This is a genomic window from Roseomonas sp. F4, assembly GCF_053891155.1.
The window spans coordinates 14,239-39,572 of record NZ_JBSSHK010000001.1; the positions used below are offsets into that span (position 1 = coordinate 14,239).

Below are 25,334 nucleotides of genomic sequence, written 5' to 3' on the forward strand. Positions count from 1 at the left end.
CTTGGGCTGCACGGCGTCAGGCCGCCTTCAGCGCGACCCGACGCGGGCGCTGCCAGGCACCAGGACTCATGCCTGCCATTCTGCTGAAGGTTCTCGTCATATGGGCTTGGTCGGCGAAGCCCGCCATCACCGCGATCTCCGCCATCGAATCACGATCATCGAGCAGGAGTTCCTTCACCCGCTCGATCCGCGCCTGCAACTGCCAGCGGTGCGGCGGCATGCCGGTGGAGGCCTTGAAGGCGCGACAGAAGTAGGACACGGACAGTCGTGTTTCCGCTGCCAGCTCGTGCATTCGCACGTTCTCGTCGAGCCTTTCGCGCAGGATTTCGACAGCGCGCCGCAGCTGCCAGGGCGCGAGCAGACCCTGCGCTTCCGACGGGCCGGCTGAACCCGCGAGCTGCGCGAGACTGTCCAGCAATTCAGCGGCAAGACCGTCGCCATGGAGTTGGCTCTCCGGTTCCGGACTCTCGCATTCGTCGGCAAATGCCTTCGCCAGACAAAGCAGCCGCGGGCAGAAGAACATCGGCCAGTCCGCCAGGAAGCCTTGCAGATCGACCGCCTTGTCCCGCGTTTCCGCCAAGGCGCCGCCATCGAACTGCAGCACGAGATGACGGAGATAGCGCAGGCCGCGCGTCTCTGCCCTTGCACGAAGCCGTGGCGGTATGAACGACATCGGGAGCGGCTTTCCGAGCGGCGCCGGCATGCTGTTGCGCGGGCTGACGCAGATGCTGGTACGGCCTCCTATCTCTTCCAGTATCACGGAGAGCTGGGTACCCTCTGCCCAGAGCGATATCTGCAACGCGGGGCCGCAGCGCAGCTCGCTGAGTGATGCACCGATCGCATTCCAGCGTCGATGAGCCTGGCGTAGCATCTCGCCCCCCCGATAGGTCGGCCGCGGCGGCGCGATACACGCCGGATCACTGCCGGTTGCGGTGGCGGTTGGAAGCACTGGCGGCGGGTTCATGCTGCGCTCCGGGCATCTCGATGTGACGCCCATCCTCCGTGCCGGCGCCGCCTGACGTGAGTTAATCGACATAAATCGATGAGCGATGCGGCGTGACCCGCAGCGACAGCCGATATCTCGGTATCGAGTGAAGAGGCGCGAAACAGACAATCCAGGACGGCCATAGCCAGGGCCCAATGCATGGCGACGGCAGCGACGACGCTACCGCCCGAGAACCGAGCCCAGCGCCGCCTGGCAAATCCGCCCGGCTGCCTCACAAGGAAGGATCACGCCATGAAATTCCCCATCATTGCCGCCGCCCTGCTGACGTCGCTGGCCGCGCTGCCGGCCAGCGCCCAGACACTGATGAGCTGTCAGGTGCAGGAAGTTCGCGGCTCCGGCGAGAATGTCGAAGTCGTCTATTCGATGAATTGCAGCCCGGTGGTCGGCGGCGACGTGTCCCGGCTGGAAACGACCGGCAACAACGAATTCCGTGTGACCTACGGCGCCGGCCGACCGGCCATCGGTGGTGGGCCGGTCTATATCCTGCGCTACAACAGCGAGCTGGGCGCGCCGGGACAGACGCATTACGGCGCGCCCCTGGACGGCAATGTCGGGACACCGCGGCGCTGATCCTGCAGGGGTACGACCGCCTCTCGCCGTGTCTGCGCGGCAGCTCGGCGCATGCGAGGCGGGCGCGCCGTCAAATGCGCCCGCCATGCTGGCTGCTGTGAGGTGGCGCCGACGATGACACGGCGTGGGGCACCGGCCTCCGGTCTGTCAGCCCGTCGGGGAAGATCCTGGTGATTGCCCCGCCGCAGGCGTTCCAACAGCACCACGCGACCAGTCCTGACTGGCGGTCGCCATGATGTCCGAACCAGGGGATGCCGCATGACGCGGGTTGTCGAGTTTGGCGCACCGCTGCATCGGGCAAGAGCGGCGGTGCTGATGTTTCACGGACGCGGCGGGGATGCGGAGGGTATGCTCAGCCTGGCGGAGGCGCTGACGCAGCCGGATCTCGCCTGGCTGGCGCCGGAGGCCGCGGGGCGCAGCTGGTATCCGCACGATTTCCTCGCGCCAGTGGAGCGCAACGAGCCGCGTCTATCGGCCGCCCTCGGGACCGTGACCTCGTTGCTCCAGCGATTGGCGGATGCGGGCTTTCCGCCCGCGCGCGTGGCACTGCTGGGGTTTTCCCAGGGGGCCTGCCTGGCGCTGGAATACGCCGCGCGCCATGCCCAGCGCTATGCGGCGGTGATTGGACTGAGCGGGGGTCTGATCGGTCCGGATGGGACCGCCCGTGCCTGTACCGGCAGCCTGCACAACAGCCCGATCTTCCTTGGATGCAGCGACGCCGACCCGCACATTCCACTTGCCCGGGTTCAGGAAACCGCACGCACCCTGCGCGCGCTCGGCGGCGCGGTCATCCTGCGCATCCATCCCGGAATGGGTCACGGCATCAATGAGGATGAGATCCGCCAGGTCGGTCAGATCTTGTCATGCATCGGCGCGCCGGAGGCGACCGCCTGAATGGGCGCGGGAAGCGCCCTCACAAGACCGAAGCTCCCTGCGTGTCTGAGCAAGCAGTCGCTTCGCGCGCAGGAAATCCCGCCCGGCAGTCGCGACGTCGAAGCGGTCGCAGATCGGAGCGAGCAGGGCAAGGGCTTCATCGGAGCGGTCGTCCTGCAACCAGAGATCGGCCAGATCCAGCGCGGCGCGTAGCTCGAACATCCTTGCGCCCGACGCCCTGGCCAGCTTCACCGCGCGCAGCAGGGTCAACTCGGCCCGCCCTGCGTCACCTTCGTGGCACTGCAAACGGCCGTGCACGCGCAGGACCTCCGGTTGGCACCAACGCTCCTCATTGCGTTCCACAAGATCAAGCGCGGTTGCGATACTATCGCCTGCAATACCCGGCTGACCATGGCGCAAAGCCGCCTCGGCAAGCATGCTCAGGAAGTTCGGCATCCTGCCGAGGAAGCTGGTGGCCATCATCTCATCGAGCGCGCTTCGCATGCATTGGACACCCTCGGCATCGCCGCGCTCCTGGCGGATCATCCCCTCGAAAAGGCGGGCAGCCGGTTCCCAGATGACGACTTCGCACCGCCTGAGATTGGCAACCAAGGCGGTGAGGTGGCGTTCCGCCACGTCGACCTGCCCCATCCAGAGCGCAATGGGGATCGCTGCCAGTACCAGGGCCGTGGAATGCGAGACAACGTGCCCGATCTCCGTCGCTCGATCCAGCGCGGCCTGAGCCGTGGCAACGGCTTCCCCTGGGTAGCCGGCAACCCACTCCACGACACCGAGCGACGTCCTGATCGCGACATACCAGTCAAACTGGAAGCGCGCGAGGCGCGAACGCCGCACGATGCTGTCGTCGCATCGCACCAGCCGGTTCAAGGCATCATGCGCACCCGTCACATCGCCAAGAAAGAACTCCGTCATGACACGCATCCGCTGCCCGGCCGGCACCGCGGAGCTGTCGTTCACCTCCGCGATCGAGAGGAATCGTGCGACGCTCTTCAAGGTCTGGCGATGTTGGCCATAGAAGCATTGCAGCACAACGAGGCCCAGAGCGGCCCTTATCTGATAGTCCTGATCACCTGCAAGCTCGGCTAGTCGCAGGCTTTCCTGCCAGACAGCCTCGCCCCCCGGTGCGAAGCGCTCGGTGTGGCTCAGGCCCCAGGCATGTGCAGTCATCAGCTTCATCCGCGAGGCGAGATCGCAATTGAGCAGAGCGGTGGACTGCAAGGCACGCCGCACATGCTGGCCGCCCTCACCGACCGATGACATCTCGTCCCAGAGCGGGATGGCGCAGGCGGTCAGCTGGACGCCCAGCATCTGGTCGCCATCCACGCCGAAGGACCAGTTGAGCGCACGACGCACATCATTGGCCAGACGACCGTATGTCGTGGTCCATTCCTCGTGGACACGCCATTGCAATTCGGATTCTGCTCGCTGTAGCAGCATGAGGAGATGTGCGGCATGGGCTGTGTGTGCGTCCCGGTGCTCGCCCAGGCTACGCAGCCGATCGCCAGCATAGCTGCGGGTCGTGTCCAGCAGGCGGTACAGCACGGCGCCGTTGACGAAGCTCGACGACAGCAGCGACTTGCTCACAAGGCCATCGATGCAGCCTACGACCTCCTCCGGTGCGCGCGCCAGGTTCTGGCCGACGCCGATGGCGTCCTCGAGCGTGAAGGCGCCGGCAAAGACGGAGAGGAATCGCAGCACGGCCGCCTCGTCCTCCGACAGCAGCCGATAGCTCCAATCCAGGGTCGCCAGCAGGGTCTGCTGACGAAGGGGCGCATCGGCGGGGCCGTAGCTCAGCAGCTCGAGGCTCTTCTCCAGCAGGCGAAGAAGGGTTGGCGCGGTATAGGCGCGTAGCCGCGGCGCCGCGAGTTCGAGGGCAAGCGGAATGCCATCGAGCCGCCGGCAGATGGCGGTGACGACCGGTGCGGTCGTATCGGTCATGCTGAACCCGGTGGCCCTGCGGGCCCGTGCCACGAACAGCTCGACGGCCGAGAAGGTCATGGCCTGGTCGTGGCTGATTCCTTCATCTGATGCCGGACAGGCCAGAGGTTGCAGGCGATGAACCGCCTCGCTCTTGGATCGAAAGGGCTCGCGGCTCGTGGCGAGTATCGCGATGTCGGGAAGCGCGGCGCGGATGTGATCGGCGACGACGGAGGCCGCCCGCAGGACGTGTTCGCAATTGTCCAGTATCAGCAACTTCCGTTGGCCCCGCAGCGCATCGACGATGCCGGCCAGGATATCCTTCAGGTTGCCCCCAGCCCCGATGGCAGCTGCCATCGCGGCCGCGACGAGCTGGGGATCCCCGATTGCGGCCAGATCGACAAAGCAAATTCCGTCCGGGTGATGCGACGCCGCGGCCCGGGCGGCCGCCCGGGCCGCAGTGGTCTTTCCGACGCCGGCGGGGCCGACAATAGTCAGGAAGCGCCGCGAAGCCAGCATCTCGGTGATCCGCGTGATGTCGTCGTCGCGACCAAAGATGCCGGATGGTGGCAGCGGGTCAGCGGCGTCGCATGACATCGAAGCGGTGATCGCGTCGCCCGATGTGGGCTGCTCTAACCGCACGGAAGCGACGAAGCGGTAGCCACGCCCCGCGATGGTTGCGATGTAGGATGCGTCGGACCCGGCTTCACCCAAGGCGCGGCGCAGTGCCGCGATGTGAACCTTCAAATTGTTCTCGTGAACGAAAGTGTCCGGCCAGACGGAGCCGATCAGCTCCGCCTTGGTGATCAACTCGCCGGGGCGCTCGACCAGAAGCCGCAGCAGATCGAGTGCGCGGCTTCCGACCCGCAAGGGCAGGGTGCCACGCAGCAATGACTGCCTTGCCGGAAGCAGCCGGAAGTCACCGAAGCGGTAAATTTTTTCCTCGGTTTCGACGGATCTTGATTCCATGGCATCCACTGGAATTAAAGGCCGCTACCGTAGATCGGGCATCCAATTGCGCGGCAGGCAAATGATTGATGGACATTGGGGCGGATTTAATCGAATTGGGATCGGCGCCGGATTTCCGGGCGCGCAGGCGCGTCAGCGCGCCACTATGGAGCTACCGCCAAGCCATCTCGCTATGCCGCCCTGACAGTCTCCTGCGCCCTTTTATAGCTCTCGATAACCGCTGCGTAGTTCGGTGCGACAAGCCCATAGAGCTGGGCGAGATCGGCGGCTTCCGGGCGGGCCCACGTCCGGTGGAGTTCGGACAAAAGCGCGTTGGTGGATATCGGCTTAATCCCGCCCTGGACGAAACGCGCGAGGGACGTCCGTGATGCCATCTCGCTCGGGTCGCCTGACGCATCCATTACGGCATAGACCTCATACCCGGCCTCACGGGCATCGAGCGCTGGGAACATCACGCAAACACTGGTCCAGACGCCGGCGATGACGAGCGTCTTCCGGGCGGTCGAGCGAACCTGCGCCACGAAATCGTCGTTGTCCCAGGCGTTCACTTCCCCTTTGCGGGAAACGTAGACCGCTTGTGGGGCATGCTGGTGAATTTCCGGCATGAGCGGACCGTTCGTGCCATTCGGTTCGGAGGCCGTGGTGATAACCGGAATGTTGAGCAGAGTCGCGAGTTTCGCGATCATCTCAACATTCCTGCGCAGGTCCGCGAGGGGGATATCTTTCACCGTCTGGAACAGTCCGGACTGATGATCCAGCAAAAGGATGAGCACGTCGGCGGGATTCATCAGTGCAGCGCCACCGCCTGTCGGTAGAACGCTGGACTTCATCTTGGCTTCGGATGTCATGGTGATTCGATTTCCTTTCTTGGCATGGGATGCAGACCGCCCTGCGGGGCCCTCTGCACCTGCAAATGAGGCGATTGCCCCAAATACAAAGCTTCCCTCATGGAGGTATGACGTTCGGCGACAATTGTGATATTATTTTCTGCCTCAATGGAAACGAGTTGGCGTGAGAGGAGCCAAGAGCGAGCCAGCGAGTTTATGCTAGCACGGGCGGCCGGAAGTCTGACGTTAATCAGTGTAAAACAGGGACCCTGACCGGCTGCCGAGACGGGACCAGGTGCGCGCTGCTGCGGCAGCCCGAGATTGTGGTCGGCACATGGCGTGCGGCGCGGAGGGATGCGCCGGACCTGACCGAGGCTGAGACGCAGGATGCGCTGCATCGGCTCGACCCGCTGTGGGAGCACCTGTTCCCGGCAGAGCAGGCGCGCATTGTGCGGTCGCTGGTGGAGCGGGTGGTGATCGGCCCGGCCGGCGCTGACATTCGGCTGCGGCTGGACGGGCTCGGCGGCCTGGTCCGCGACCTCGGCGCCATCCCTCCCGATGCACTGAGGGCGGCGGCATGACGGCCGCCACCAGCATCACGGCCCGGGTGCGGCTGGCGATTTCGCCATCGACCGGGCCGGAAGACTGTCGTGACGCCGATGGCGGATGGCGTGGCGCCAGTCACGAAGAGGGACCGATCCTGCGCTGGTGAAGGCGCTGGCCAGGGGGTTCCGGTACCAACGCATGCTGGCCAATGGGCGCTACGCATCCGTCAACGAAATGGCCGTAGCGGAGAGAATTGACCGCGGCTACCTCGGGCGCCTGCCTCGCGCAGCACCTCCAGCCAGGAGCCGATGTAGTCGGCGTGGCGCACCGTCGGCACGATCCCGAGCGCGGCGCAGGTGAAGGCCGCCGTCAACTCGGCGACCAGCTCCTCCTGCGCGTACTTCTTCGAGTCGAAGCTGTTAGCGATCTCACGGGCGAGACGTGATGTATGCCCCGTCCAATGGCCGAGTTCGTGCAGCGCGGTCCGGTGCCAGTCGATCGGCTGGAAGTAGGCCTGCGGCGGCGGCACGCGGACGAAGTCGCCGAGCACGTCATAGTAGGCGCGCTCGCCGCCGATGCGCAGGTCGGCGCCGGAGGTAGCGATCAGCGCCTGGCCCCGCGGCTCGATGAGCGAGGCATCCGCAGGCGGCACAGCCGCCACCAGTTCGGGCGGGAGGCCATCGCACTGCTCGGCGTTGAAGACGGTGAAGCGCTTGAGGAAGTGGATCGCCCGGGCGTCCTTGCCCGTTTCCTGTGCGCGCTGGCGTTCCTCGCCGGGGATGAAGCGGTCTGCATAGACGACGGTCGTGCCGCGTTCGCCCTTGCGGACGCTGCCGCCGAGCGAAAGCACCTGGCGGAAGGTGAGCCAACTCTGGCCAGCGTAGCCGCACTCGACGACGGCGGATCAGCACGTTGATTACGGAGTAGCGCCGGCCGGTCGCGGCATTCTTCGGCAGGGCGAGGGGCGCGGCCACACCCGAGGTTCCCCAGGGCTGCACCCAGGGCAGGCGCCCTGCCTTGAGTTCAGCGATGATCTTGCTGGTGATTTCGTCGTAGAGGTTCGCGCGGTCACTCGAGGCTCGGCCGCTCGGGGCCGGCCGCGTCGCGGAGCGGGTCATGGCGGTTCTCCATGACGGGCCGGCCGCGAGCCTCTCTCTCGGCCCCGGACCCCGTCACGGCGACAGCCGCCAAACTCTCACCCGCTCCTGGGAAGCCAGCCGCGTGCGCCCCTACGAGGATACGACTACGACTACGACTACGACCGCTGGCAGCCATTTGAGGCCAAAAGTCCGCCCGCAACGGTACGGGGCACGCTACAGTGCCCTAGCAGGAGCTTCCCTCAAGCTTCCCCGCAATATGCCAATCGGCCGGGGAAGCGTTCACCGCGGCCCCGGAAAACAGCAAAGGTACTGATCAGAATGGAGCAAATTGGAGCGGGCGAAGGGATTCGAACCCTCGACCCCAACCTTGGCAAGGTTGTGCTCTACCCCTGAGCTACGCCCGCGCTCCGTCGGTGGGGGGTTCCTACCATGCCCAAGCGGGATTGCAAGCCACCCAGCGAAATAGCCCGAGCGGATTTTGCATCCCGCTGCTTGCCGCAAGCCGCCCTCATGGAGGGTTGTTTGGCCCTGGCGCCAGGTGGTCGAAGGTCACGGCCTTCAGCAGCGCCCAGACGCGCCGACCCGGTTCCAGTCCCAGCCGCGACACGCTGTCCTGTGTCACCCGTGCCAGCAGCGTGCTGGGGCCAATGGAAAGCTGCAGGAACACCTCCTGAGACCCGCGGCCGGGGCTGATCGCGGCGATCTCCGCGGCCAGAATATTGCGGGTCGAGAGGCCCTGCGGTTCCACGATGGCCACTGCCACGTCCCGCGCCCGGATGCGCAGGCGCAGACGGGTGCCCACAGGCTCCGGCCGTGCGGTGGACAGCAGCGTGCCGCCCGCGAAATTCAGCCGCGTCAGCCCGCCCGCATCGGTGCCGCCCACCTGGCAGCTCAGCAGCGTGCCGGCATCGCGGCGGGCGGCCAGTGGCAGGTCGGTGCGCGCGGTCAGCGCCTCTACCCCGCCTTCGGCAAGCACGCGGCCGTCCTGAAGCAGCACCAGCCGGTCGGCCAGCGCGTCCACCTCCTCCAAGGCATGCGTCACATAAAGGATGGGCAGGCCGGTGGCGTCGCGCAGCCGGGCGAGGAAGGGCAGCACCTCCGCCCGCCGGCCCGCATCCAGTGCGGCCAGGGGTTCGTCCATCAGCAACAGGCGCGGCCGGGTCAGCAGGGCGCGGCCGAGCGCCACGCGCTGGCGCTCGCCTCCCGAAAGTCCGGCGGGCCGGCGGGCCAGCAGCGCCTCCAGGCCGAGCAGCGCCACGACCTCCTCAAAGCTGGGTCCGGTGGCGCCTGGCGGGGCGCGCTTCTGGCCGTAGCGCAGATTGCCAGCGACGCTGAGATGCGGGAACAGCCGCGCATCCTGGAACACCACGCCGCAGCGCCGGCGTTCCGGCGGCAGGGCAATACGCTGCGCCGTGTCCAGCAGCACCGTGCCGTCCAGCACCACGCGACCAACATCCGGCCGCAGCAGCCCCGCCACGATGCCCAGAATGGTGGATTTGCCGCAGCCGGAGGGGCCGAACAGGGCCGTCACCCCAGCCTCCGCCACGCCGAAGGCGGCCTCCAGCGCGAAGCCGTCGCGGCCGTAGCGATGTCGCAGCGTGACTTCCAGCATTAACCGCGCCCAAGCAGCAGGTGCATGCGCCGCGCGATCAGCTCCGCCAGCAGCAGGCCGGCCACGGCCAGGGTCAGTGAAATGCCCGCCAGCCGAGCCGCGGCGGCCTCCCCGCCCGGGCTCTGCGTCGCGGTATAGATCGCCAGCGGCAGGGTCTGGGTCTCGCCTGGGATATTGGAAGCGAAGGTGATCACCGCGCCGAACTCACCGAGGCCGGCGGCGAAGGCGGTGACGGCGCCGGCCAGGATGCCCGGGGACATCAGCGGCAGGGTGATGGTCAGGAAGCGGTCGACCGGCCCCGCGCCCAGCGTCCGCGCGGCGGCCTCCAGCCCCGGGTCCACCTGGTCCAGGCCCAGCCGCACGGCACGCACGATCAGCGGGAAGGACATCACGGCGGTGGCCAGGGCCGCGCCTTCGGTGGTGAAGACCAGGCGAATGCCGAACCAGTCATGCAGCGGCCCGCCGATCGGCCCGCGCAGCCCAAACAGCATCAGCAGCGCCCAGCCCACCACCACCGGCGGCACCACCAGCGGCAGATGCACCAGCGCATCCAGCAGGAAGCGCCCGGGAAAGCGGCCGCGCGACAGCAGCAGCGCCATCAGCACCGCGGGCACCAGGCCTAGCGCGACGGAGCGCAGGGCGACGTCCAGGCTCAGCCGGACGGCCTGCCACTCCTCCGGCGACAATTCCATCAGCGGGCGAGGCGGAAGCCGAAGCGCTCGAAAATCGGCGCGGCGTCGGACCCGGCCAGGAAGGCATGCAGGGCAACGGCCTCCGCATTGCCAGCGGCGCGGCGCGTCAGGGCGAAGGGGTAGGTGATGGGGGCATGGCTTTCGACCGGGAAGGTGCCCAGCACCGCGACGCCGGAGGAGGCGGCGGCATCGGTGGAATAGACGATGCCGAGCGGCGCCTCGCCCCGCTCCACCAGCAGCAGGGCGGAGCGGACATTGTCGGCCCGCGCCAGGCGCGGGGACACCGCCTCCCACTGCCCCATCCAGCGCAGTGCCGCCTCCGCATAGCGCCCGACCGGCACATGGGCCGGATCACCGGTGGCGATGCGCCCTCCCTGGGCCAGCGCCAGCAGATTGGTTTCCTGCCCGAGTACCACGGCCGCGCGGGCGGGCCTGCTAGGTGCCACCAGTACCAGTGCATTGCCGATCGGGCTGATGCGGCTGCCATTCACGATCAGCTCGCGCGATTGAAGAAAATCCATCCAGGGCTCATCGGCGGAGAGGAACAGATCCGCACCCGCCCCCTGTTCGATCTGCCGGGCGAGGGCGGAGGAGGCGGCGAAGGAAAAGCGAGGCGCCGGATGGCCGCGTGACGCCCATTCCTGTCCCAAGACGCGCATCGCGTCGGTCAGGCTGGCGGCGGCGAAGACGGTGGCCGGCTGCTGGGCGAAGGCGGGCGCCGCCAGTAGCATGGCGAGGGCGGCCAGGATCAGGCGGCGCATCATCGGCTTCCTTCACGATATCCGTGCGGGACGATATCCATGACGGAAGATAGCGCAAGCCCCGTTTCCGCGCGGCCCTGTCCATGGTTCCCTGCCGCCATGCCCACCCCCGACAATTCCCTTCGGATTCGTGTCCTGCTGGCCAAGGACATGCCCTTCGGCCCGGGCAAGGCCGATCTGCTGGAGGCGATCCGCGAGACCGGCTCGATCGCCGCGGCGGGGCGGCGGCTGGGCATGTCCTACCAGCGCGCCTGGGACCTTGCCTCCGCTATGAACACGCATTTCCGCGAACCGGTGCTGGCTCCGGCTAAGGGCGGCGCGCGCGGCGGTGGCAGCGCGCTGACCCCCTTCGGGGAGGACGTGCTGGCCGCCTATCGGGAGATCGAGGCGCTGGCCGCCGCGGCGGTGGCGGAGAAGCTGGACTGGCTGCGCCAGCAGATGGCCGAGTAGCGTTACTTTTTCCAACGCATTTTCCGAGTCGCCTTGCGAAGTCGCAAGGCTTGAAGATGCTACTCCGGCACCAGCGGCGCGCAGATGCGGCGCGGGCCCTGCGGCGTCTCCAGCACGCCCACCATGGTGGCGACGCCATAGGCGGCCTGAAGACGCACCGGCGTGATCAGCGCTTCCGGCGGTGCCGGACCTTCCATCCGCCCGTGATGCAGCAGCGCCACCTCATCGGCCAGCAGGAAGGCGTGGTCCGGGTGGTGGGTGGTCATCAGCACCGCCAGCCCATCCCGCCGCGCCAGGGTGCGGAGTTGGTTCAGCACGAGCGCCTGGTTGCCGAAATCGAGGCTCGCCGTGGGTTCGTCCAGCACCAGCCCGGCCGCCTGCTGGGCGAGGGCGCGGGCGATCAGCACCAACTGTCGCTCGCCGCCCGAAAGCTCCGTCACCGGCCGGTCCGCCAGATGCAGGATGCCGAGCCGGTCCAGCGCCTTTTCGGCCACCTCCGCATCCCGCGCGCCAGGCATGGCCAGCAGCGGCAGCCAGGCGGCGCGGCCCATCGCCACCACCTCCCGCACCCGCCAGGCGAAGCCGCCGGGGGCGGCCTGCGGCACATAGGCCAACAGCCGCGCCACCTGCCGCCGGCTCAGCGAGGCCAGCGGCGCGCCGCCGAGCCGCAACGTGCCGGCGAGTGGCGGCAGCAGGCCGAGCAGGCTGCGCAGCAGCGTGGTCTTGCCGCCGCCATTCGGCCCGAGCAGGCACAGCACGCGCCCCGGCTCCAGCCGCAGCGCAATCTCCCGTGCCACCACCCGCTTGCCATGTCCGATCGCGAGGCCCTCCGCCTCCAGCAGCGCCGTCACCGACGACCGGCCCGTGCCAGTAGCACCAAAAACAGCGGCGTGCCGAGCAGCGCCGTCAGGATGCCGAGCGGCACTTCCAGCCGCCCCGCGCTGCGCGCCAGCGTATCCACCGCAAGCAGGAAGGCGGCGCCCAGAAGCATGGAGAGCGGCAGCACCCGGCGCAGCTCCGCGCCACCCAGCAGCCGCGCCATATGCGGCACCACCAGCCCGACCCAGCCCACCGCGCCGGCCAGCGCCGTGACGGCGGCGGTCGCCAGCGTCGCGGCAGCCACCGCCGTGGCGCGCAGCGCACCGGTGCGGACGCCCAGCGCGCGGGCCTCATCCTCGCCCAGCGCCAGCAGGTTCAGCCGCCAGCGCAATGCCGCCAGCAGCACCAGCCCGAGCAGGGCGGCCGGCGCCGCCGCCAGCACGTCCCCCCGATTGGCGCCGGAGAGGGTGCCAAGCAGCCAGAAGGTGATGGCCGGCAGTTCGTTGTATGGATCGGCCAGGATCTTCAGCAGGCTGATCGCCGCCCCCATCAGCGCGCCGAAGGCGATGCCGGCCAGCACCAGCACCAGCACCGGGTCGCCGCCCCGTCCGCGCACCAGCGCCGCGATGCCGGCCACCGCCGCCACCGCGGCGATGCCGCCCGCGAAGGCCAGCCCCTGCACCGCCGCCACCGGCAGGCCGAGGAAGATGCCCAGCACCGCGCCCAGCGAGGCCCCCGCCGTCACCCCTAACAGATCCGGCGAGGCCAGGGGGTTGCGGAACATCGCCTGGAAGGCCGCCCCGGCCCCGGCCAGGCTGGCGCCGACCAGCATCGCCCCCAGCACCCTTGGCAGCCGGATGTTCCAGAACACCAGCGCCGCCGGCCCCTGATCGGCGCCCGAGAGGATGCCCGGCAGCTCCGCCGCCGAAATCGGAAAGCGCCCGACCGACAGTGCCGCCAGAACCGCCGCGGCCAGCGCCAGCCAGGCCAAGGGCCAGGCGAGGCGCCTCACCGGTTGGGCAGCGCCGGGCGCAGCAGGGCGGCGATCTGCACCGGCTCCGGCCGGCGGTGGTAAAACAGCGCGTGGAAGTCGGCCGCCGCCTCGGCCAGCCCCGCCGCCGGGCGCAGGCCGAACAGCACGGGCAGCCAGAGCAGGCCGAGCAGCCGGTTCACCGAGGGCGGGAAATCCACCCAGCCGAAGGGCAGGCCCGGCCCCAGCACCAGCCGCCCCGCGCGCACCGCCGGCAGCGCCCGCCACAGCGGATCGGCCTGCGCGAAGTCCGGGAAGGCCGGATGGCTCGCGATCACCCAGTCGGGGTTCCAAGCCAGCGCCTGTTCCACCGAAACTTGGGCGATGCTGCCCGGCCCGAGCGAGCCCGCGACATTCTCGGCCCCGGCGAATTCCAGCATCTCGGTGGTGATCGACCCCACCAGCCCGGTCTGCTGCCCGCGCGGCCCGCGCAGATACAGCACGCGCGGCCGGCCCCGCGCGGCCAGGCGCGCCGCATCTTCTTGCGCCGTTTCAAGGATGCGCGCAGCCGCCACGGCCTTGCTCTCGGCCGCCTCGGCGCGGTCCAAAATGCCGCCGAGCAGGCGATAGGTTTCGGGAATCAGGGGCAGGGCGCCATCCAGCAGCAGGCTTGGCAGGCCGGTCTGCGCCTGCACGCGCTCCGCCAGCGAGACATAGGTCGGGCCGACCGCGCCGTAGTCGAGGACGAGGTCCGGACGCTGCGCCAGCACGGCCTCCAGATTGGCGGTGTTGTCCCGCCCGGTCAGACGGCCGATCTGCGGCAGGGCGGCGGCGCGGGGCTCCAAGAACGCCGCCTCCGCCGGGCTGGGCGGCCGGGCAGGCCACCCGGCGAGCAGATCGGGCGCAAGGGTGTAGAGCAGGATGGCCGCCGGCGGCCCGGCCGGCAGGACGCGGGTGATGCGGTCCGGCACGGCGATGCGGCGCGTGGTCGCATCCGCCACCAGCCGCTCGGCCCGGGCTGGTTTGGCCAGCCCCGCCAGCGCGGCCCCGATCAGCGCCCGGCGGCGTGGCATCTCAGCCGGCAATCCCGACCATGACGTCGGAGCTGGTGGCCCCCTTGCGGATCTCGCGGATGGTGCCGGCGAACTGGTTGCGGGCGGAGCGTTTCAGCATGGGGTGGTCCTCTTTCTGAGCGCCCATCTGGGCTGGCGCGCCCTTAAGGGGAAGCCGGCGGGGCGAAACCGTGCCGGGCCAGAATCGCCTGGCCTGACGGCGCCAGCAGGAAGCGGACGAAGCCCGCTGCCTCCGGCAGTGGTGATAGCACCACCACGCCATATTCCGCCGCCACCTCCAGCGCCGGCGGCACGGTCACCTGCTGGAGGTTGGGGTCAGCGGCGCGGGCCAGCACGGCATTGGTGCAATAGGTCAGGAACAGGTCGGCGGCATCGCGTTCGAACTGCCAGGCATAAAGGTCGCGCCCCTCCGGCGGCCGGGCGCTGTCGGGACCGCCGGTCAGCAGCCGCGCCTTACCCTCCAGCGTCGCCCGGGCGCCTGGCTGCACGGCTTCCGCCCGCGCGAACAGCGCAAAAGCGTAGTCGCCTGCCGGGTCGGCGCGTGGGGTGGAGGTGCCGAGCCGCACCGCCGGGTCCAGCATCCGCGCCAGCAGCGTTTCGGACGTCACCTCCAGCCCCGACCTGGCGATGGCGCAAAGCCGGTTGCGGGCGAAGGCGGCGGTGGGCTGCCCCCGCTCCACCGCCCGCGGATGTTCCATATTGGCGGAGGCGAAGACGTCGAAGGCCTCGCCCTTCGCGATGCGCTGGCGCAGCAGGCCGGAGGGCGCATAGCTCTGCGCCACGGTCGCGCCGCTAGGCGTCGCCTCGAAGGCGGTCGCGACCTCGGCCAGCGCCGCGCGTAGCGACCCGGCGGCGGCGAGGCGCACTGGTTCGGCCATTGCCGGGGAGGCGACCAGCAGCAGCGCCAGCAGCGCGCGCCTCATGCGCCCGGCTCGGCCTGCGCCGCGTTCGGGAAGAACAGCTGCTCCCCATTGATCTTGTAGCCGGCGATGGCGGCCTGGCCGGCGGGGGAGACGATCCAGTCGATGAAGCGCTGGCCATCCTCCCGCTTCACATGCGCATGGCGCGCCGGGTTCACCAGCATGACGCCATACTGGTTGAACAGCCGCGTATCACCCTCGACCACGATGCGCAGCCCCTGGCGGTTGCGGAAGGACAGCCAGGTGCCGCGATCGGTCATGGCATAGGCGGATTGGGCGGCGGCGGTGTTCAGCGTCGGGCCCATGCCCTGGCCAATCTCGCGGTACCACACGCCACGACCGGCGGCCGGGTCGACGCCTGCCTGCTGCCACAGCCGCAACTCCGCCGCATGGGTGCCGCTGCGATCGCCGCGGGAGATGAAGGGCGCCCGGGATTCGGCGATGCGCTTCAGCGCGGCGGCGGTGTCGCGGGACCCGGCAATGCCGGCCGGATCGGCCTCCGGCCCCACGATGACGAAGTCGTTGAACATCACATGCTGGCGCTGCAAGCCGTGGCCCTCTGCCACGAAGCGCAGCTCCGCCACGCGGTCATGCACGAAGACCACATCGGCATCGCCGCGGCGGCCGACATCCAATGCCTGTCCGGTGCCGAGTGCCACCACGCGCACGGTGATGCCCGTCTCCTGCGTGAAGATCGGCAGGATATGGCCGAATAGTCCCGACTGCTCCGTGCTGGTGGTGCTGGCGACGGTGATGCTGCGGTCCTGCGCGAAGGCCGGTGTGGCGAGCGCGATGGCGGCGGCGAGCAGAAGTCGGCGGAACATGGTGTTTCTCCCTTTGGCAGGTCTCACCACAGCAGCTCGCCGCGCAGGAAGGCGGCGGCTTCTTCCGTGGCAGGGCTGGTGAAGAAGCGATCGGCAGGCGCGTGTTCCAGCAGGCGCCCGCGATGCAGGAAGGCGACATCGCCAGCGAGCCGCCGGGCCTGCGCCAGATCATGCGTGGTCATCACCAGCTTGGTGCCGCGCGCGACCAGCGCCTGGATGATCTCCTCCACCGCGCGGGTCGCGGCGGGGTCGAGACTGGCGCAGGGCTCGTCGAGGAACAGCACCTCCGGCCGCAACGCGGCGGCGCGGGCCAGCGCCAGGCGCTGCTGCTCCCCGCCCGAAAGTTTGCGCGCGGGGCGGTCCGCCAGCGCCGCCATGCCGACCAGCGCCAGCGCCTCCGCCGCCCGCTTGTCCTGCTCGGCACTGTCGAGCCCGGCGAGCGCCAGCGGGTAGCGGAGATTGGCGAGGACGGAGCGCCGCAGCAGCACCGAGCGCTGGAACACCATGGCCTGGTGGCGGCGCGGATCGGCGGCCGGGCCGTCCCAGCGCACCGCCCCGGCAGTCGGGGACAGCAACCCATGCAGCAGCCGCAGCAGCACGCTTTTGCCCGCGCCGTTTGGCCCCACCACCAGCGTCGGCCGCCCCGCCTCAATGGTCAGGCCGATGCTTTGAAGAATCGCGACGCCGCCGGCGCAAAAGCCGAGACCCTCGGCCCGCAGCGGCAGGATGGCCTCCGGCGCGCGCATCAGCCGGCCTGCCGCGCGGCGAGGTCGCGCAAGGTCTGCGCCAGCGCGTTCACCGTCAGCACGATCGCCATCAGCACGATGCCGAGCGCCAGGGCCAGGGGGAGGTCGCCCTTGCTGGTCTCCAGCGCGATGGCGGTTGTCATCACGCGCGTAAAACCTTCGATATTGCCACCGACAATCATCACCGCGCCAACTTCCGCGCTGGCGCGGCCAAAACCCGCCAGCAGCACGGTCAGCAGCGCGAAGCGGCCATCCCAGAGCAGCGTCGGCACCGCGCGCCACGGGCCGGCGCCAAAGCTCCGCAGCTGTTCGGCATATTCCTCCCACATCGCCTCCAGCACCTGCCGGGCCAGCGCCGCCAGGATCGGCGCGATCAGCAGGGCCTGGGCGATCACCATGGCGGTCGGCGTGAACAGCAGGCCGAGCGCGCCCAGCGGGCCGGAGCGGGAGAGCAGCAGGTAGATCAGCAGCCCGGCCACCACGGGCGGCAGCCCCATCAGCGCATTGAGCGCCACCACCACGCCGCCACGGCCCGGAAACCGCGCCACCGCCAGCAGCGCGCCCAGCGGCAGTCCGACCAGCGCGGCGAGCGCGACGGCCGTCAGGCTGACGCGCAGCGACAGCAGCACGATTTGCGCCAAAGTCGGGTCGCCGCTGGCGACCAGGCCCAGCGCTTGTCCAAGTGCGGAATGCAAATCGTTCATCGCCGCGCAGGCTGGGTGTGGCGGCTCTTGACGTCAACCAAGGTGAGGCCGCTGTATACGCCACAATCTGCCGGAATTTGCCGCCATATGCCGGATGTGCTGACGCTGAAGGAGGCCGCCGCCTTCCTGCGCCTGTCGGAGCGGGCGCTTTATGATCTGGCCCGCGCCAAACGCCTGCCGGCGGTGCAGCTTGGCGGCAAATGGCTGTTCCCGCGCTTGTCGCTGCAACGCTGGTTGGCGGGACAGGCGGAGTTGGCCGAAAGCGTCGGCCATGCCGCGCCGCCGCCCATCCTGGCCGGCAGCCACGATCCCTTGCTGGACTGGGCGGTGCGGCAATCCGGCTGCGGCCTGGCGCTGCGGGCGGGCGGCAGTCTGGACGGGCTGGCGGCGCTGGCCGGGGGGCAGGCGGTGGCGGCCGCCACCCATCTGCTCGACCCCGATAGCGGTGCCTTCAACGAACCGGCGGCAAGGGACCTGCTGGCTGGCCAGCCGGTGGTCGGGCTGGTCTGGGCCTGGCGCGACCAGGGGCTGCTGCTGGCCCCGGGCAACCCCGCCGGCATCCTGCGCGTGACCGACCTGGCTCGCCCGGGGCTTCGCGTCATCGGCCGGCAGCCCCGCGCCGGCAGCCATGTGCTGCTGATGCACCTGCTCGCGGAGGCCGGGCTGCGGCTGGAGTCGATCGGCTTCCTGGCCAAACCGGCCTTGTCCGAGGATGAGGTCGCCGCCGCCGTGGCGGAGGGCCGCGCCGATTGCGGCTTCGGCATCCGCGCGGAGGCGGCCTCCCGCGGCCTGGATTTCGTGCCGCTGATGCGGGAGCGCTTCGACCTGGTGATGCCCCGCCGGCAGTATTTCGAGCCACCCTTGCAGGCGCTGTTCGGCTTCGCCCGTGGCGAGACCTTCGCGGCCCGCGCCGCGCGGATGGGGGGCTATGACATCGGGGGGACGGGGCGGGTGGCGTTCAACCTGTAGGGCGACGGGTTGACGGTGGGCAAGTCACGCATCATTTGATGATGCATGATAAAGGACAGCCGGCTCTCCGCCGCCCTGCATGCCCTGCTGCACATGGCCGAACATGACGGACCCACCACCTCCGAAACCCTGGCGCTGTGCATGCGCAGCCATGCCGCCCTGGTCCGCCGCACCATGGCGGGGCTGCGGGAGAACGGCCTGGTCCGTTCGGAGAAGGGCCATGGCGGCGGCTGGCGGCTGGCCCGCGACCTGAACTCCATCACCCTGCGTGACGTGCATGAGGCCCTGGGCGCGCCGGAGGTTTTCGCCATCGGCAACCGCTCCCCCACGCCGCAATGCCTGGTCGAGCAGGCGGTGAACCACGCCTTGGCCGACACGCTGGAGGAGGTGGAGGCGATGCTGGTGCAGCGCTTCGGCGCCATCACCCTGGCCACGCTCTCGGCCGATTTCCATCGGCGGCTTGAAGCCGCGAAGCAGGATGCGACCCATGCGGCATGACGCCATCATCATCGGCGGCAGCTACGCCGGCATGGCCGCGGCCCTGCAACTGGCCCGCGCCCGTCGGCAGGTGCTGGTGGTCGATGCCGGGCAGCGGCGCAACCGCTTCGCCGCCGAGTCCCATGGCTTCCTTGGGCAGGATGGCGTGGCGCCGGGGGAGATCGCCGACCAGGCCCGCGCCCAGTTGCTGCGCTACCCCACCGTCACCTGGGCGGCCGACAGCGCCACCCGGGCCGCGGTGGAGGCGGAGGGCTTCCGTGTGGAACTGGCATCCGGCGCGATGGCGCAGGGACGGCGCCTGCTGCTGGCGACCGGCGTGGTGGATATCCTGCCGGAGCTTCCAGGGCTCGCGGAGCGCTGGGGCCGCAGCGTCTTCCTCTGCCCCTATTGCGACGGCTATGAGCTGGAACAGGGCCCGCTCGGGGTGCTGGCGACCACCGAGACGTGGTTCCACCAGGCCATGCTGATCCCCGAATGGGGCCCCACCACCCTGTTCACCCAGGGCCGCTACCCGCCGGATGCGACACAGCGCGCGGCGCTTGAGGCGCGCGGCGTGACCATTGAGGAAACGCCGGTGGTGGCCCTCAGCGGGGCGGGGGCGACGGCGGCGTTGCAGGACGGCCGCAGCATCGCCCTGCGGGGCCTGTTCCTGGTCCCCCAGATCCGCCTCGCCAGCCCCCTCGCGACCCAGCTCGGATGCGTGATGGAGGAGGGGCCGATCGGGGCATTCATCCGCACCGATCCCACGAAGCTCACCAGCGTGCCCGGCGTCTTTGCCTGCGGCGACGCGGCACGGGGGATGGGATCGGTGTCCCTGGCGGTGGGGGATGGTGCCTTTGCGGGGGTGGCGCTGCACCGTTCCCTTATCTTCGGCTGAAGCTCAGCGCCGCAGCCAGGCCAGCGGCGCCAGCGCTAGGCCGGCCAATAGAAGAAAGCCCGCCACCGGACTGCCGGTGGCGGAGAGCAGCGTGCCGAAAACCGCCGGGCCGAGGCAGGCCCCGCAATAGATCATCATCATGATGCCGGAGGTCGCGGCCGCCACCCGCCCTGGCGCCGCCAGCCGCGCCGTCTCCGCCAGGCAGATGCCGTTCCAGCCGAAAGCGGCGAAGCCGAACAGCCCGGCCACCAGCCAGACCAGCCAGACCGGTGTCGTCGGCCCCAGGCCCGTGCAGGCCAGGCAGGCCAGCGCGATCACCACCCCCAGCCCGCCCAGCACCCGCGCCGGCGCCACCCGGTCCGCCACCCAGCCCAAAGCGAGCCGCGCGGCGATGGAGACCAGCAGGCCGATGGTCAGGGTCAGCCCCGCCGCCGCGATGCTCCATCCTGCGACCGTTACCAGCACGGTGGCGAGAAAGGCGGAGAAGGTGAATTGCACGCAGGCGAAGCAGAAGGAGGCGAGGCCCAGCCGCAGCGTCGGCCCACCCGACAGCACCGCGGCGAAAGGCGCCAGCAGCCCCAGCCCGCCGCCGCGCGGCGCCAGCGACCCGGCATCCAGCCGCCAGCGCCAGGGCTGCACCGCCAGCGCCGCCAGGCCGATCAACGCGGCCAGAGCGAGGCAGGCCGCCTGCCAGCCCAGCCCCGCCGCCAGCACCGGCACCACCACGCCGGCGGAGGCGCCGCCCACCGGCACCGCGACCTGCTTGATGGAAAACACCCGATTGCGCAGATGCGCCGGCGAAAGCCGCGACAGCAAAGCGGAGCTCGCAGGATTGGCCGGGCCATAGGCCAACCCGATCAGCACGGCGCTCACCGCCATGGCCAGCGGATGCGCCATCGCCAACGCCAGCAGCCCGGCGCCTGCGGAGGCCAGCATCGCCTGATGCACCCGCACCGGCCCCAGCGTCGCGACCAGCTGCGGCGTCACCAGGGTGGAGACCGCCCCGGCGGAGAACAGCAGCGCCGCATACCAGCCCACCGCTGCCTTCGGCAGGCCCGTCGCCGGCAACACCAGCGCCGCGGTCACCGGCAGCACCAGGGAGGCCAGCACCACCAGCGCCTGCGCGCCAAGGGTCACCCCCACCGCCGGCTTCAGCAGGGTTTCGTCGGCTTGCGGCGGCTGGATCATCGGCCGGCATGTCCCGCGGCAGTGGAGGTTCCGCCATGCCGGGAATGAGGGTCGCTGTCCACCGGGACCGGCTTGGCCACGGCGGGGACGGCGCCTATACGGAATCAGGCCGAATTTCCTCCCCGAACCGGCCCTGCGCAAATGATCCTGCCTGCAAATGCCGGATCGGAGTTGGAGATTTCGGCATGGCGGCTGTTGCTTCGGGTGGAGAGGGCAAGCCCGCGGGCTGGGGGCCGAAGCTGCGCAAGCTGGCGCCAGGGCTTTTGCTGTGCCTGGCCATCGCCATCGCCTCCGTCTGGCTGCGCAATGCCTCCGGCATCGCCGCGCTGAATCCGGTGGTGATCGCGCTGCTGGTGGGCCTTGCCTGGCGTTCCGCCAGGGGCAGGCAGCCGGTACTCGATGCCGGCCTCGCCTTCTCCATCCGGCCGCTGCTGCGCTTCGCCATTGTGTTGTTGGGCTTGCAGGTGACGGCGACGGAAGTGCTGGCACTCGGCCCGGGCGCGCTGGCGCTGGCGGTGGTGGTGGTGGGAGTGACGGTGCCGGCGGCGATCTGGCTGGGCCGGCTGCTTGGCGTGCAGCCGGGGCTGGCCGCCTTGCTCGGCATGGGCACCGGCATCTGCGGCGCGTCGGCCATCGTCGCCACCAACCAGGTGGTGCGGGCCAAGGACGAGGACGTGACCTACGCTTTGGCCGTCATCACCCTGTGCGGCACGGTCGGGCTGGTGGTGATGCCGCTGCTGGCAAGCCCCTTCGGCCTGGACAGCGTCAGCTACGGCCTCTGGGCCGGTGCCTCGCTGCATGAAGTGGTGCAGGCGGTCGGCGCGGCGGCGGCGGGTGGGCCGGAGGCGGCGCAATCCGGCACGGTGATGAAGCTGGCGCGCGTCATGCTGCTGGCGCCGGCGATCATGGCGCTGGGCTGGTGGGTGGCGCGCGGCGCGGCCGAGGGCGGCGGCACGGCCAAGGTGCAGGTGCCCTGGTTCGCGGTGTGGTTCCTGGTGATGGTGGCGGTGGTCTCCACCGGGCTCGTGCCGCGCATCGCCATCGATGCCTCCCGCTTCCTGGTGCCGTTGATGATGGCGGCGAGCGTCGCGGCACTCGGCCTGTCCACCGACCTGAAGGCGCTGCGCGCGCGCGGTCTGCGGCCGCTGGGCCTCGGCGTGGCGCTGAGCCTGCTGATCGCGGCGATCGCCTATACGGGCGTGCGGCTGATCGGGGTTTAGACGGCCGCCGGAATTGGCTTCCGGCGTTCATTCGGGCTGAGGTCCCGCGACCTCGGCATCCCGCTCCCCTCGGTGCGACCTGTTCTGGCGGGTCAGTGCCTGCATCAGATGGCGCTGCAGCCTTCGCTGCGCGGGAAGGTTGTGCGCGAAAAAATATGCAACCGATGCGGTTGCGACTCCAAACGATCGTTGTTACCGTAAATACGACAAAGTTGAGATACCTCGATTCTGTCGAAAATTAAGTATTGATGGAAAGCATCAAACTTAAATATTCTTCATGGGAAGAAGCAGATCATGAAAGATGGCATGTTGAGTCCGCTGGAACTCTCCGGTGGGCCTTTGGCGCCTCGGGTTCTGTCGCGACCCCGCAATTGGCCGGTGCTGGCCACCATCCTGCTGTCCACCACCGCACTTTCCGCCGCCGCTTTCGCTGACCAGTCCTGGACCGGCGCTGTCGGCGCGGACTGGTTCACCGCCGGCAATTGGATCAGCGCTGTGCCGGGCGGGGCGGATGCGGTGACCATCGGCGGTGCGGGGCCGGCTGACCCGGTCATCCAAGGCGGGGCGGCCAGCGCCTTTCGCGTCATCGTCACCGAGGGCGGGACTCTCGACCTCAGCGGCGGCGGTACCGTGGCGGTGGGCGAGACGACAACGATCGGCAATGCCGATGGGGCCGGCAGCGTGACCATCTCCGGCGCCGGCAGTTCCTGGACCAACACCAACCTGATCCAACTCGGCCTCGGCGGAACAGGTTCGCTGTCGGTGCGCGATGGCGCGCGGCTGACGACCTATGAGGGCACGCTGCGTCTCGGCGCAGGGGGCAGCCTGACCATCACCGGGCCGGGCACGACGGTCGATATCGGCACGCGCACCAGCACCCTGCCATCGGATTGGGGCTCGGCCGCGGGGTGGCTGGAGCCGAATGAGGGGACTCTGCTGATTTCCAACGGCGCCAGCGTGATCGCCGATGCGACCTATATCGGCGGGTCGGGGGTGAGTTGGGCCAATGCCACGGTGACCGGCCAGGGCACCACCCTGCAGAATGCGCTGAACCTCTATGTCGGCGGCAACGGCAATGGCGTGGTGGGTTTCGGGCGCCTGACCATCGCGGATGGCGCCGTGGTCACCGCCTATACCGGGGCCGTCGGCACCGATACTGGGTCCTTCGGCGAGATGGTGATCACCGGCGCGGGTTCGCGCTACGAAAGCCTTCGCCGTACCGGCTTCAACGGCAATTTCCGCGTGGGCTTCAACGGCGACGGCCAGGTCACGGTGCAGAATGGCGGCGCCCTGGTGGCCGCCAATATTCTCGACATCGCGACCAATGCCGGCAGCCGCGGCGTTCTGGCGATCGGCGGCGGGCTGGGCCAGGCCGCGGCGGCGCCGGGCACGGTCAGTGCGACCAACGGCATCTTCTTCGGCGCGGGCGACGCCACGCTGCTGTTCAACCACACCGGCACGGCCTACGCCTTCGACCAGCGGCTTTACGGCACCGGCGGGCGCATCATCCAGGCCGCCGGCACCACGGTCTATTCGGGCGACGCCTCCGGCTACACAGGTTCCGTCAGCGTCACCGGTGGCAGGCTGGTGGTGAACGGTGTGCTGGGCGGCAGCGGCACAACGGTGACCGTGGGCAGCGGCGGCACGCTGAGCGGTTCCGGCACGGTCAGCAATGTCCTGGCCCAGGCGGGTTCGACCATCGCGCCGGGCAACAGCCCGGGCACGCTGACCATCGCCGGCAATTATCGCCAGGCCGCCGGGGCGATCCTCGCCGCGGAGATCGTGCCCGGCGTCACCGCCGACCGCCTCGTCGTGAACGGCACCGCTACGCTGGAGCCGGGCGCCATCCTTCAGGTCACGCGCGCCGGCAGCGGCCCCGTGTCGCTCGACACGGTCTACACCGTGCTGAGTGCCACCGGTGGGGTCACCGGCCAGTATGTCGTGACGGGCGACCCGGAGATTTCGACTTTCTACCAGCTCTATGCCCAGTATGGCGCCAGCGGCGTCACCCTGGTGCCGGCGCAATCCCGCGCCTTCGAAGCGGTTGCCGCCACTCCGAACCAGCGGGCCGTCGCCGATGCGGCGCAGGGACTGGCCGCCAGCAGTGCATTGCGCACCGCCATTGGCGCGCAGCAGACCAGTTCGGGGGCGCAGGCTGCCTTTGACAGCCTCTCGGGCGAAATCCACGCTTCCATCCGTGGGGCGCTGGCGGAGGAGACGCGCTTCACCCGCCACGCCGCGCTGGACCGCCTCCGCAGCGCTTTCGGCGGTGTCGGCGGCACTTTGCCCGGCATGGGCGATGGGGCCGATGGCGCCGCCCCGGGCGCGGCACCTGCCGCCACCTTCTGGTCGCAGGCCTATGGCGCCTGGGGGCGGAGCGGCAGTGATGGCAATGCCGCGTCCATGACGCATGACAGCGGTGGCCTGGTGGTGGGGGCGGATCTGCCGACGCTCGACGGCTGGCGGATCGGCCTGCTGGCCGGCTTCGGGGAATCGGGCTTCGAATCCGGCGCGCGCAACGCCAAGGGGACGTCGGAGAATACGACCCTTGGCCTCTATGGCGGCCGGCAATGGGGCCGTCTCGGCCTGAGGCTGGGCGCCGCGCATACCTGGAGTGACTTGTCCACGCGGCGCAGCCCGGCCTTCGCCGGCTTCTCGGATGCACTGTCCAGCAGCGGCACCGCGCGGACGATCCAGGTCTTCGGCGAGCTCGGCTACCGGCTGGAACTGGGCCAGACGGCGCTGGGACAGGTCGCGATCGAGCCCTTCGCCGGCCTGGCGAGGGCCGATGTGAAGGCCGATGGCTTCACGGAACGCGGTGGCGCGGCGGCGCTGACCGGCCGCGCGGAGGAGACGGGCGTCAATTATGCGACGCTCGGCCTGCGCGGAGAGACCCGCGTGATGGTGGGCGATGTGGCGCTGGGTGCCTCCGGCATGCTCGGCTGGCGGCATGCCTGGGGGGATGTGACGCCGGACTCCACGCTCCGCCTGGCGGGGTCCGATGCCTTCACCGTCGCCGGGACGCCGCTGGCGCGGAACGCGGCGGTGGCGGAGGCGAATGTCTCAGCCGCTTTGACATCGGCCCTGACCCTGGGCGTTTCTCTCGCCGGACAGGTCGGGGAGGATACGCAGAGCCTGGGGACGCGGGCGCATCTGACGCTCCGGTTCTGACGGCGCCGCGC

The 25,334-nt window shown here is 69.6% G+C and carries 25 protein-coding genes, 1 tRNA gene and 1 pseudogene; 10 read left to right on the plus strand and 17 right to left on the minus strand.

All coding sequences use genetic code 11. The features are described 5' to 3' along the window. Nucleotides 1–16 precede the first annotated feature (16 nt). The gene (locus ACVFYP_RS00065) at nucleotides 17–964 is read right to left on the minus strand and encodes a helix-turn-helix domain-containing protein (RefSeq protein WP_499198077.1); all 948 of its coding nucleotides are present in this window, start codon (nucleotides 962–964) and stop codon (nucleotides 17–19) included. A 273-nt stretch (nucleotides 965–1,237) separates the two neighbouring features. On the opposite strand from ACVFYP_RS00065, the gene ACVFYP_RS00070 reads away from it, so the two are divergent. Next, entirely contained in the window at nucleotides 1,238–1,576 is a 339-nt protein-coding gene (locus ACVFYP_RS00070) for a hypothetical protein (RefSeq protein ID WP_499198078.1), read from the plus strand. Nucleotides 1,577–1,834: 258 nt separating this feature from the next. After that, complete coding sequence (locus tag ACVFYP_RS00075; RefSeq protein WP_499198079.1) at nucleotides 1,835–2,470, plus strand: alpha/beta hydrolase; 636 nt, start codon at nucleotides 1,835–1,837, stop codon at nucleotides 2,468–2,470. Here ACVFYP_RS00075 and ACVFYP_RS00080 read toward each other — a convergent pair. Then, a complete protein-coding gene (locus ACVFYP_RS00080; protein ID WP_499198080.1) occupies nucleotides 2,438–5,356 on the minus strand; it encodes an ATP-binding protein in 2,919 nt (972 codons plus the stop codon). The two genes, ACVFYP_RS00075 and ACVFYP_RS00080, sit on opposite strands and share 33 nt — an antisense overlap. A 170-nt stretch (nucleotides 5,357–5,526) precedes the next feature. Continuing rightward, nucleotides 5,527–6,204 carry an isochorismatase family protein gene (locus ACVFYP_RS00085; RefSeq protein ID WP_499198081.1) on the minus strand — a complete coding sequence of 226 codons (678 nt, stop codon included), beginning with the start codon at nucleotides 6,202–6,204 and terminating at the stop codon, nucleotides 5,527–5,529. Between the two features lie 302 nt (nucleotides 6,205–6,506). Here ACVFYP_RS00085 and ACVFYP_RS00090 point away from each other — a divergent pair, with 302 nt between their 5' ends. Together ACVFYP_RS00090 and ACVFYP_RS00095 are read left to right on the plus strand one after the other, a co-directional pair. Continuing rightward, a complete protein-coding gene (locus ACVFYP_RS00090) occupies nucleotides 6,507–6,764 on the plus strand; it encodes a hypothetical protein (RefSeq protein ID WP_499198082.1) in 258 nt (85 codons plus the stop codon). Further along, nucleotides 6,761–6,895, plus strand: a complete 135-nt coding sequence (locus ACVFYP_RS00095) for a hypothetical protein (protein WP_499198083.1) — start codon at nucleotides 6,761–6,763, stop codon at nucleotides 6,893–6,895. The genes ACVFYP_RS00090 and ACVFYP_RS00095 overlap by 4 nt, the downstream gene beginning before the upstream one ends. A gap of 60 nt (nucleotides 6,896–6,955) precedes the next feature. On the opposite strand, the gene ACVFYP_RS00100 is transcribed toward ACVFYP_RS00095, so the two are convergent. The 6 genes and pseudogenes from ACVFYP_RS00100 to modA form a co-directional block, all read right to left on the minus strand. Beyond that, a complete protein-coding gene (locus tag ACVFYP_RS00100) occupies nucleotides 6,956–7,579 on the minus strand; it encodes an ArdC family protein (RefSeq protein ID WP_499198084.1) in 624 nt (207 codons plus the stop codon). Nucleotides 7,580–7,694: 115 nt separating this feature from the next. Further along, nucleotides 7,695–7,847: pseudogene (locus ACVFYP_RS00105) on the minus strand (ArdC-like ssDNA-binding domain-containing protein); the annotation flags it as partial. A 311-nt stretch (nucleotides 7,848–8,158) separates the two neighbouring features. Beyond that, nucleotides 8,159–8,233, minus strand: a tRNA-Gly gene (locus ACVFYP_RS00110). A gap of 104 nt (nucleotides 8,234–8,337) precedes the next feature. Further along, nucleotides 8,338–9,441 carry a molybdenum ABC transporter ATP-binding protein gene (gene modC, locus ACVFYP_RS00115; RefSeq protein ID WP_499198085.1) on the minus strand — a complete coding sequence of 368 codons (1,104 nt, stop codon included), beginning with the start codon at nucleotides 9,439–9,441 and terminating at the stop codon, nucleotides 8,338–8,340. Next, entirely contained in the window at nucleotides 9,441–10,133 is a 693-nt protein-coding gene (modB, locus tag ACVFYP_RS00120) for a molybdate ABC transporter permease subunit (protein ID WP_499198086.1), read from the minus strand. The genes modC and modB overlap by 1 nt, the downstream gene beginning before the upstream one ends. Then, a complete protein-coding gene (gene modA, locus ACVFYP_RS00125) occupies nucleotides 10,133–10,894 on the minus strand; it encodes a molybdate ABC transporter substrate-binding protein (RefSeq protein ID WP_499198087.1) in 762 nt (253 codons plus the stop codon). The genes modB and modA overlap by 1 nt, the downstream gene beginning before the upstream one ends. Before the next feature lie 99 nt (nucleotides 10,895–10,993). Between modA and ACVFYP_RS00130 the strand changes: the two genes are divergently transcribed. After that, the gene (locus tag ACVFYP_RS00130) at nucleotides 10,994–11,344 is read left to right on the plus strand and encodes a winged helix-turn-helix domain-containing protein (RefSeq protein WP_499198088.1); all 351 of its coding nucleotides are present in this window, start codon (nucleotides 10,994–10,996) and stop codon (nucleotides 11,342–11,344) included. Between the two features lie 59 nt (nucleotides 11,345–11,403). Here ACVFYP_RS00130 and ACVFYP_RS00135 read toward each other — a convergent pair whose 3' ends face one another. The 7 genes from ACVFYP_RS00135 to ACVFYP_RS00165 all read right to left on the minus strand — a co-directional run bounded on the left by ACVFYP_RS00135 (nucleotide 11,404) and on the right by ACVFYP_RS00165 (nucleotide 17,400). Then, a complete protein-coding gene (locus ACVFYP_RS00135) occupies nucleotides 11,404–12,195 on the minus strand; it encodes an ABC transporter ATP-binding protein (RefSeq protein ID WP_499198089.1) in 792 nt (263 codons plus the stop codon). Next, complete coding sequence (locus ACVFYP_RS00140; protein ID WP_499198090.1) at nucleotides 12,192–13,175, minus strand: FecCD family ABC transporter permease; 984 nt, start codon at nucleotides 13,173–13,175, stop codon at nucleotides 12,192–12,194. The genes ACVFYP_RS00135 and ACVFYP_RS00140 overlap by 4 nt, the downstream gene beginning before the upstream one ends. Then, the gene (locus ACVFYP_RS00145; RefSeq protein WP_499198091.1) at nucleotides 13,172–14,206 is read right to left on the minus strand and encodes an ABC transporter substrate-binding protein; all 1,035 of its coding nucleotides are present in this window, start codon (nucleotides 14,204–14,206) and stop codon (nucleotides 13,172–13,174) included. Before ACVFYP_RS00145 ends, ACVFYP_RS00140 begins: the two co-directional genes overlap by 4 nt. 143 nt (nucleotides 14,207–14,349) lie before the next feature. Then, nucleotides 14,350–15,129 (minus strand): molybdate ABC transporter substrate-binding protein, encoded by a 780-nt coding sequence (locus ACVFYP_RS00150; protein WP_499198092.1) that lies wholly within the window; start codon nucleotides 15,127–15,129, stop codon nucleotides 14,350–14,352. Then, nucleotides 15,126–15,950 carry an ABC transporter substrate-binding protein gene (locus ACVFYP_RS00155; RefSeq protein WP_499198093.1) on the minus strand — a complete coding sequence of 275 codons (825 nt, stop codon included), beginning with the start codon at nucleotides 15,948–15,950 and terminating at the stop codon, nucleotides 15,126–15,128. The genes ACVFYP_RS00150 and ACVFYP_RS00155 overlap by 4 nt, the downstream gene beginning before the upstream one ends. A gap of 23 nt (nucleotides 15,951–15,973) precedes the next feature. Next, nucleotides 15,974–16,696 carry an ATP-binding cassette domain-containing protein gene (locus tag ACVFYP_RS00160; protein ID WP_499198094.1) on the minus strand — a complete coding sequence of 241 codons (723 nt, stop codon included), beginning with the start codon at nucleotides 16,694–16,696 and terminating at the stop codon, nucleotides 15,974–15,976. Then, on the minus strand, nucleotides 16,696–17,400 hold the full coding sequence (locus ACVFYP_RS00165; RefSeq protein WP_499198095.1) for an ABC transporter permease: 705 nt from the start codon (nucleotides 17,398–17,400) through the stop codon (nucleotides 16,696–16,698). The genes ACVFYP_RS00160 and ACVFYP_RS00165 overlap by 1 nt, the downstream gene beginning before the upstream one ends. Nucleotides 17,401–17,487: 87 nt before the next feature. Between ACVFYP_RS00165 and ACVFYP_RS00170 the strand changes: the two genes are divergently transcribed. Genes ACVFYP_RS00170 through ACVFYP_RS00180 form a run of 3 tightly spaced genes read left to right on the plus strand, consistent with a single transcriptional unit; the run spans nucleotide 17,488 to nucleotide 19,744 of the window. After that, nucleotides 17,488–18,369: a substrate-binding domain-containing protein gene (locus tag ACVFYP_RS00170; protein ID WP_499198096.1), complete on the plus strand. Its 882-nt coding sequence runs from the start codon at nucleotides 17,488–17,490 to the stop codon at nucleotides 18,367–18,369. A gap of 45 nt (nucleotides 18,370–18,414) precedes the next feature. After that, nucleotides 18,415–18,867, plus strand: coding sequence for an Rrf2 family transcriptional regulator (locus tag ACVFYP_RS00175; protein WP_499198097.1), 453 nt, complete (start codon nucleotides 18,415–18,417; stop codon nucleotides 18,865–18,867). Then, on the plus strand, nucleotides 18,857–19,744 hold the full coding sequence (locus ACVFYP_RS00180) for an NAD(P)/FAD-dependent oxidoreductase (protein WP_499198098.1): 888 nt from the start codon (nucleotides 18,857–18,859) through the stop codon (nucleotides 19,742–19,744). Before ACVFYP_RS00175 ends, ACVFYP_RS00180 begins: the two co-directional genes overlap by 11 nt. Nucleotides 19,745–19,747: 3 nt before the next feature. On the opposite strand, the gene ACVFYP_RS00185 is transcribed toward ACVFYP_RS00180, so the two are convergent. Continuing rightward, the gene (locus ACVFYP_RS00185) at nucleotides 19,748–20,932 is read right to left on the minus strand and encodes an MFS transporter (RefSeq protein WP_499198099.1); all 1,185 of its coding nucleotides are present in this window, start codon (nucleotides 20,930–20,932) and stop codon (nucleotides 19,748–19,750) included. Nucleotides 20,933–21,117: 185 nt separating this feature from the next. Here ACVFYP_RS00185 and ACVFYP_RS00190 point away from each other — a divergent pair, with 185 nt between their 5' ends. Both ACVFYP_RS00190 and ACVFYP_RS00195 read left to right on the plus strand, forming a co-directional pair. Continuing rightward, the gene (locus ACVFYP_RS00190) at nucleotides 21,118–22,152 is read left to right on the plus strand and encodes a YeiH family protein (RefSeq protein WP_499198100.1); all 1,035 of its coding nucleotides are present in this window, start codon (nucleotides 21,118–21,120) and stop codon (nucleotides 22,150–22,152) included. Nucleotides 22,153–22,458: 306 nt separating this feature from the next. Then, the gene (locus ACVFYP_RS00195) at nucleotides 22,459–25,323 is read left to right on the plus strand and encodes an autotransporter outer membrane beta-barrel domain-containing protein (RefSeq protein ID WP_499198101.1); all 2,865 of its coding nucleotides are present in this window, start codon (nucleotides 22,459–22,461) and stop codon (nucleotides 25,321–25,323) included. Nucleotides 25,324–25,334 lie beyond the last annotated feature (11 nt).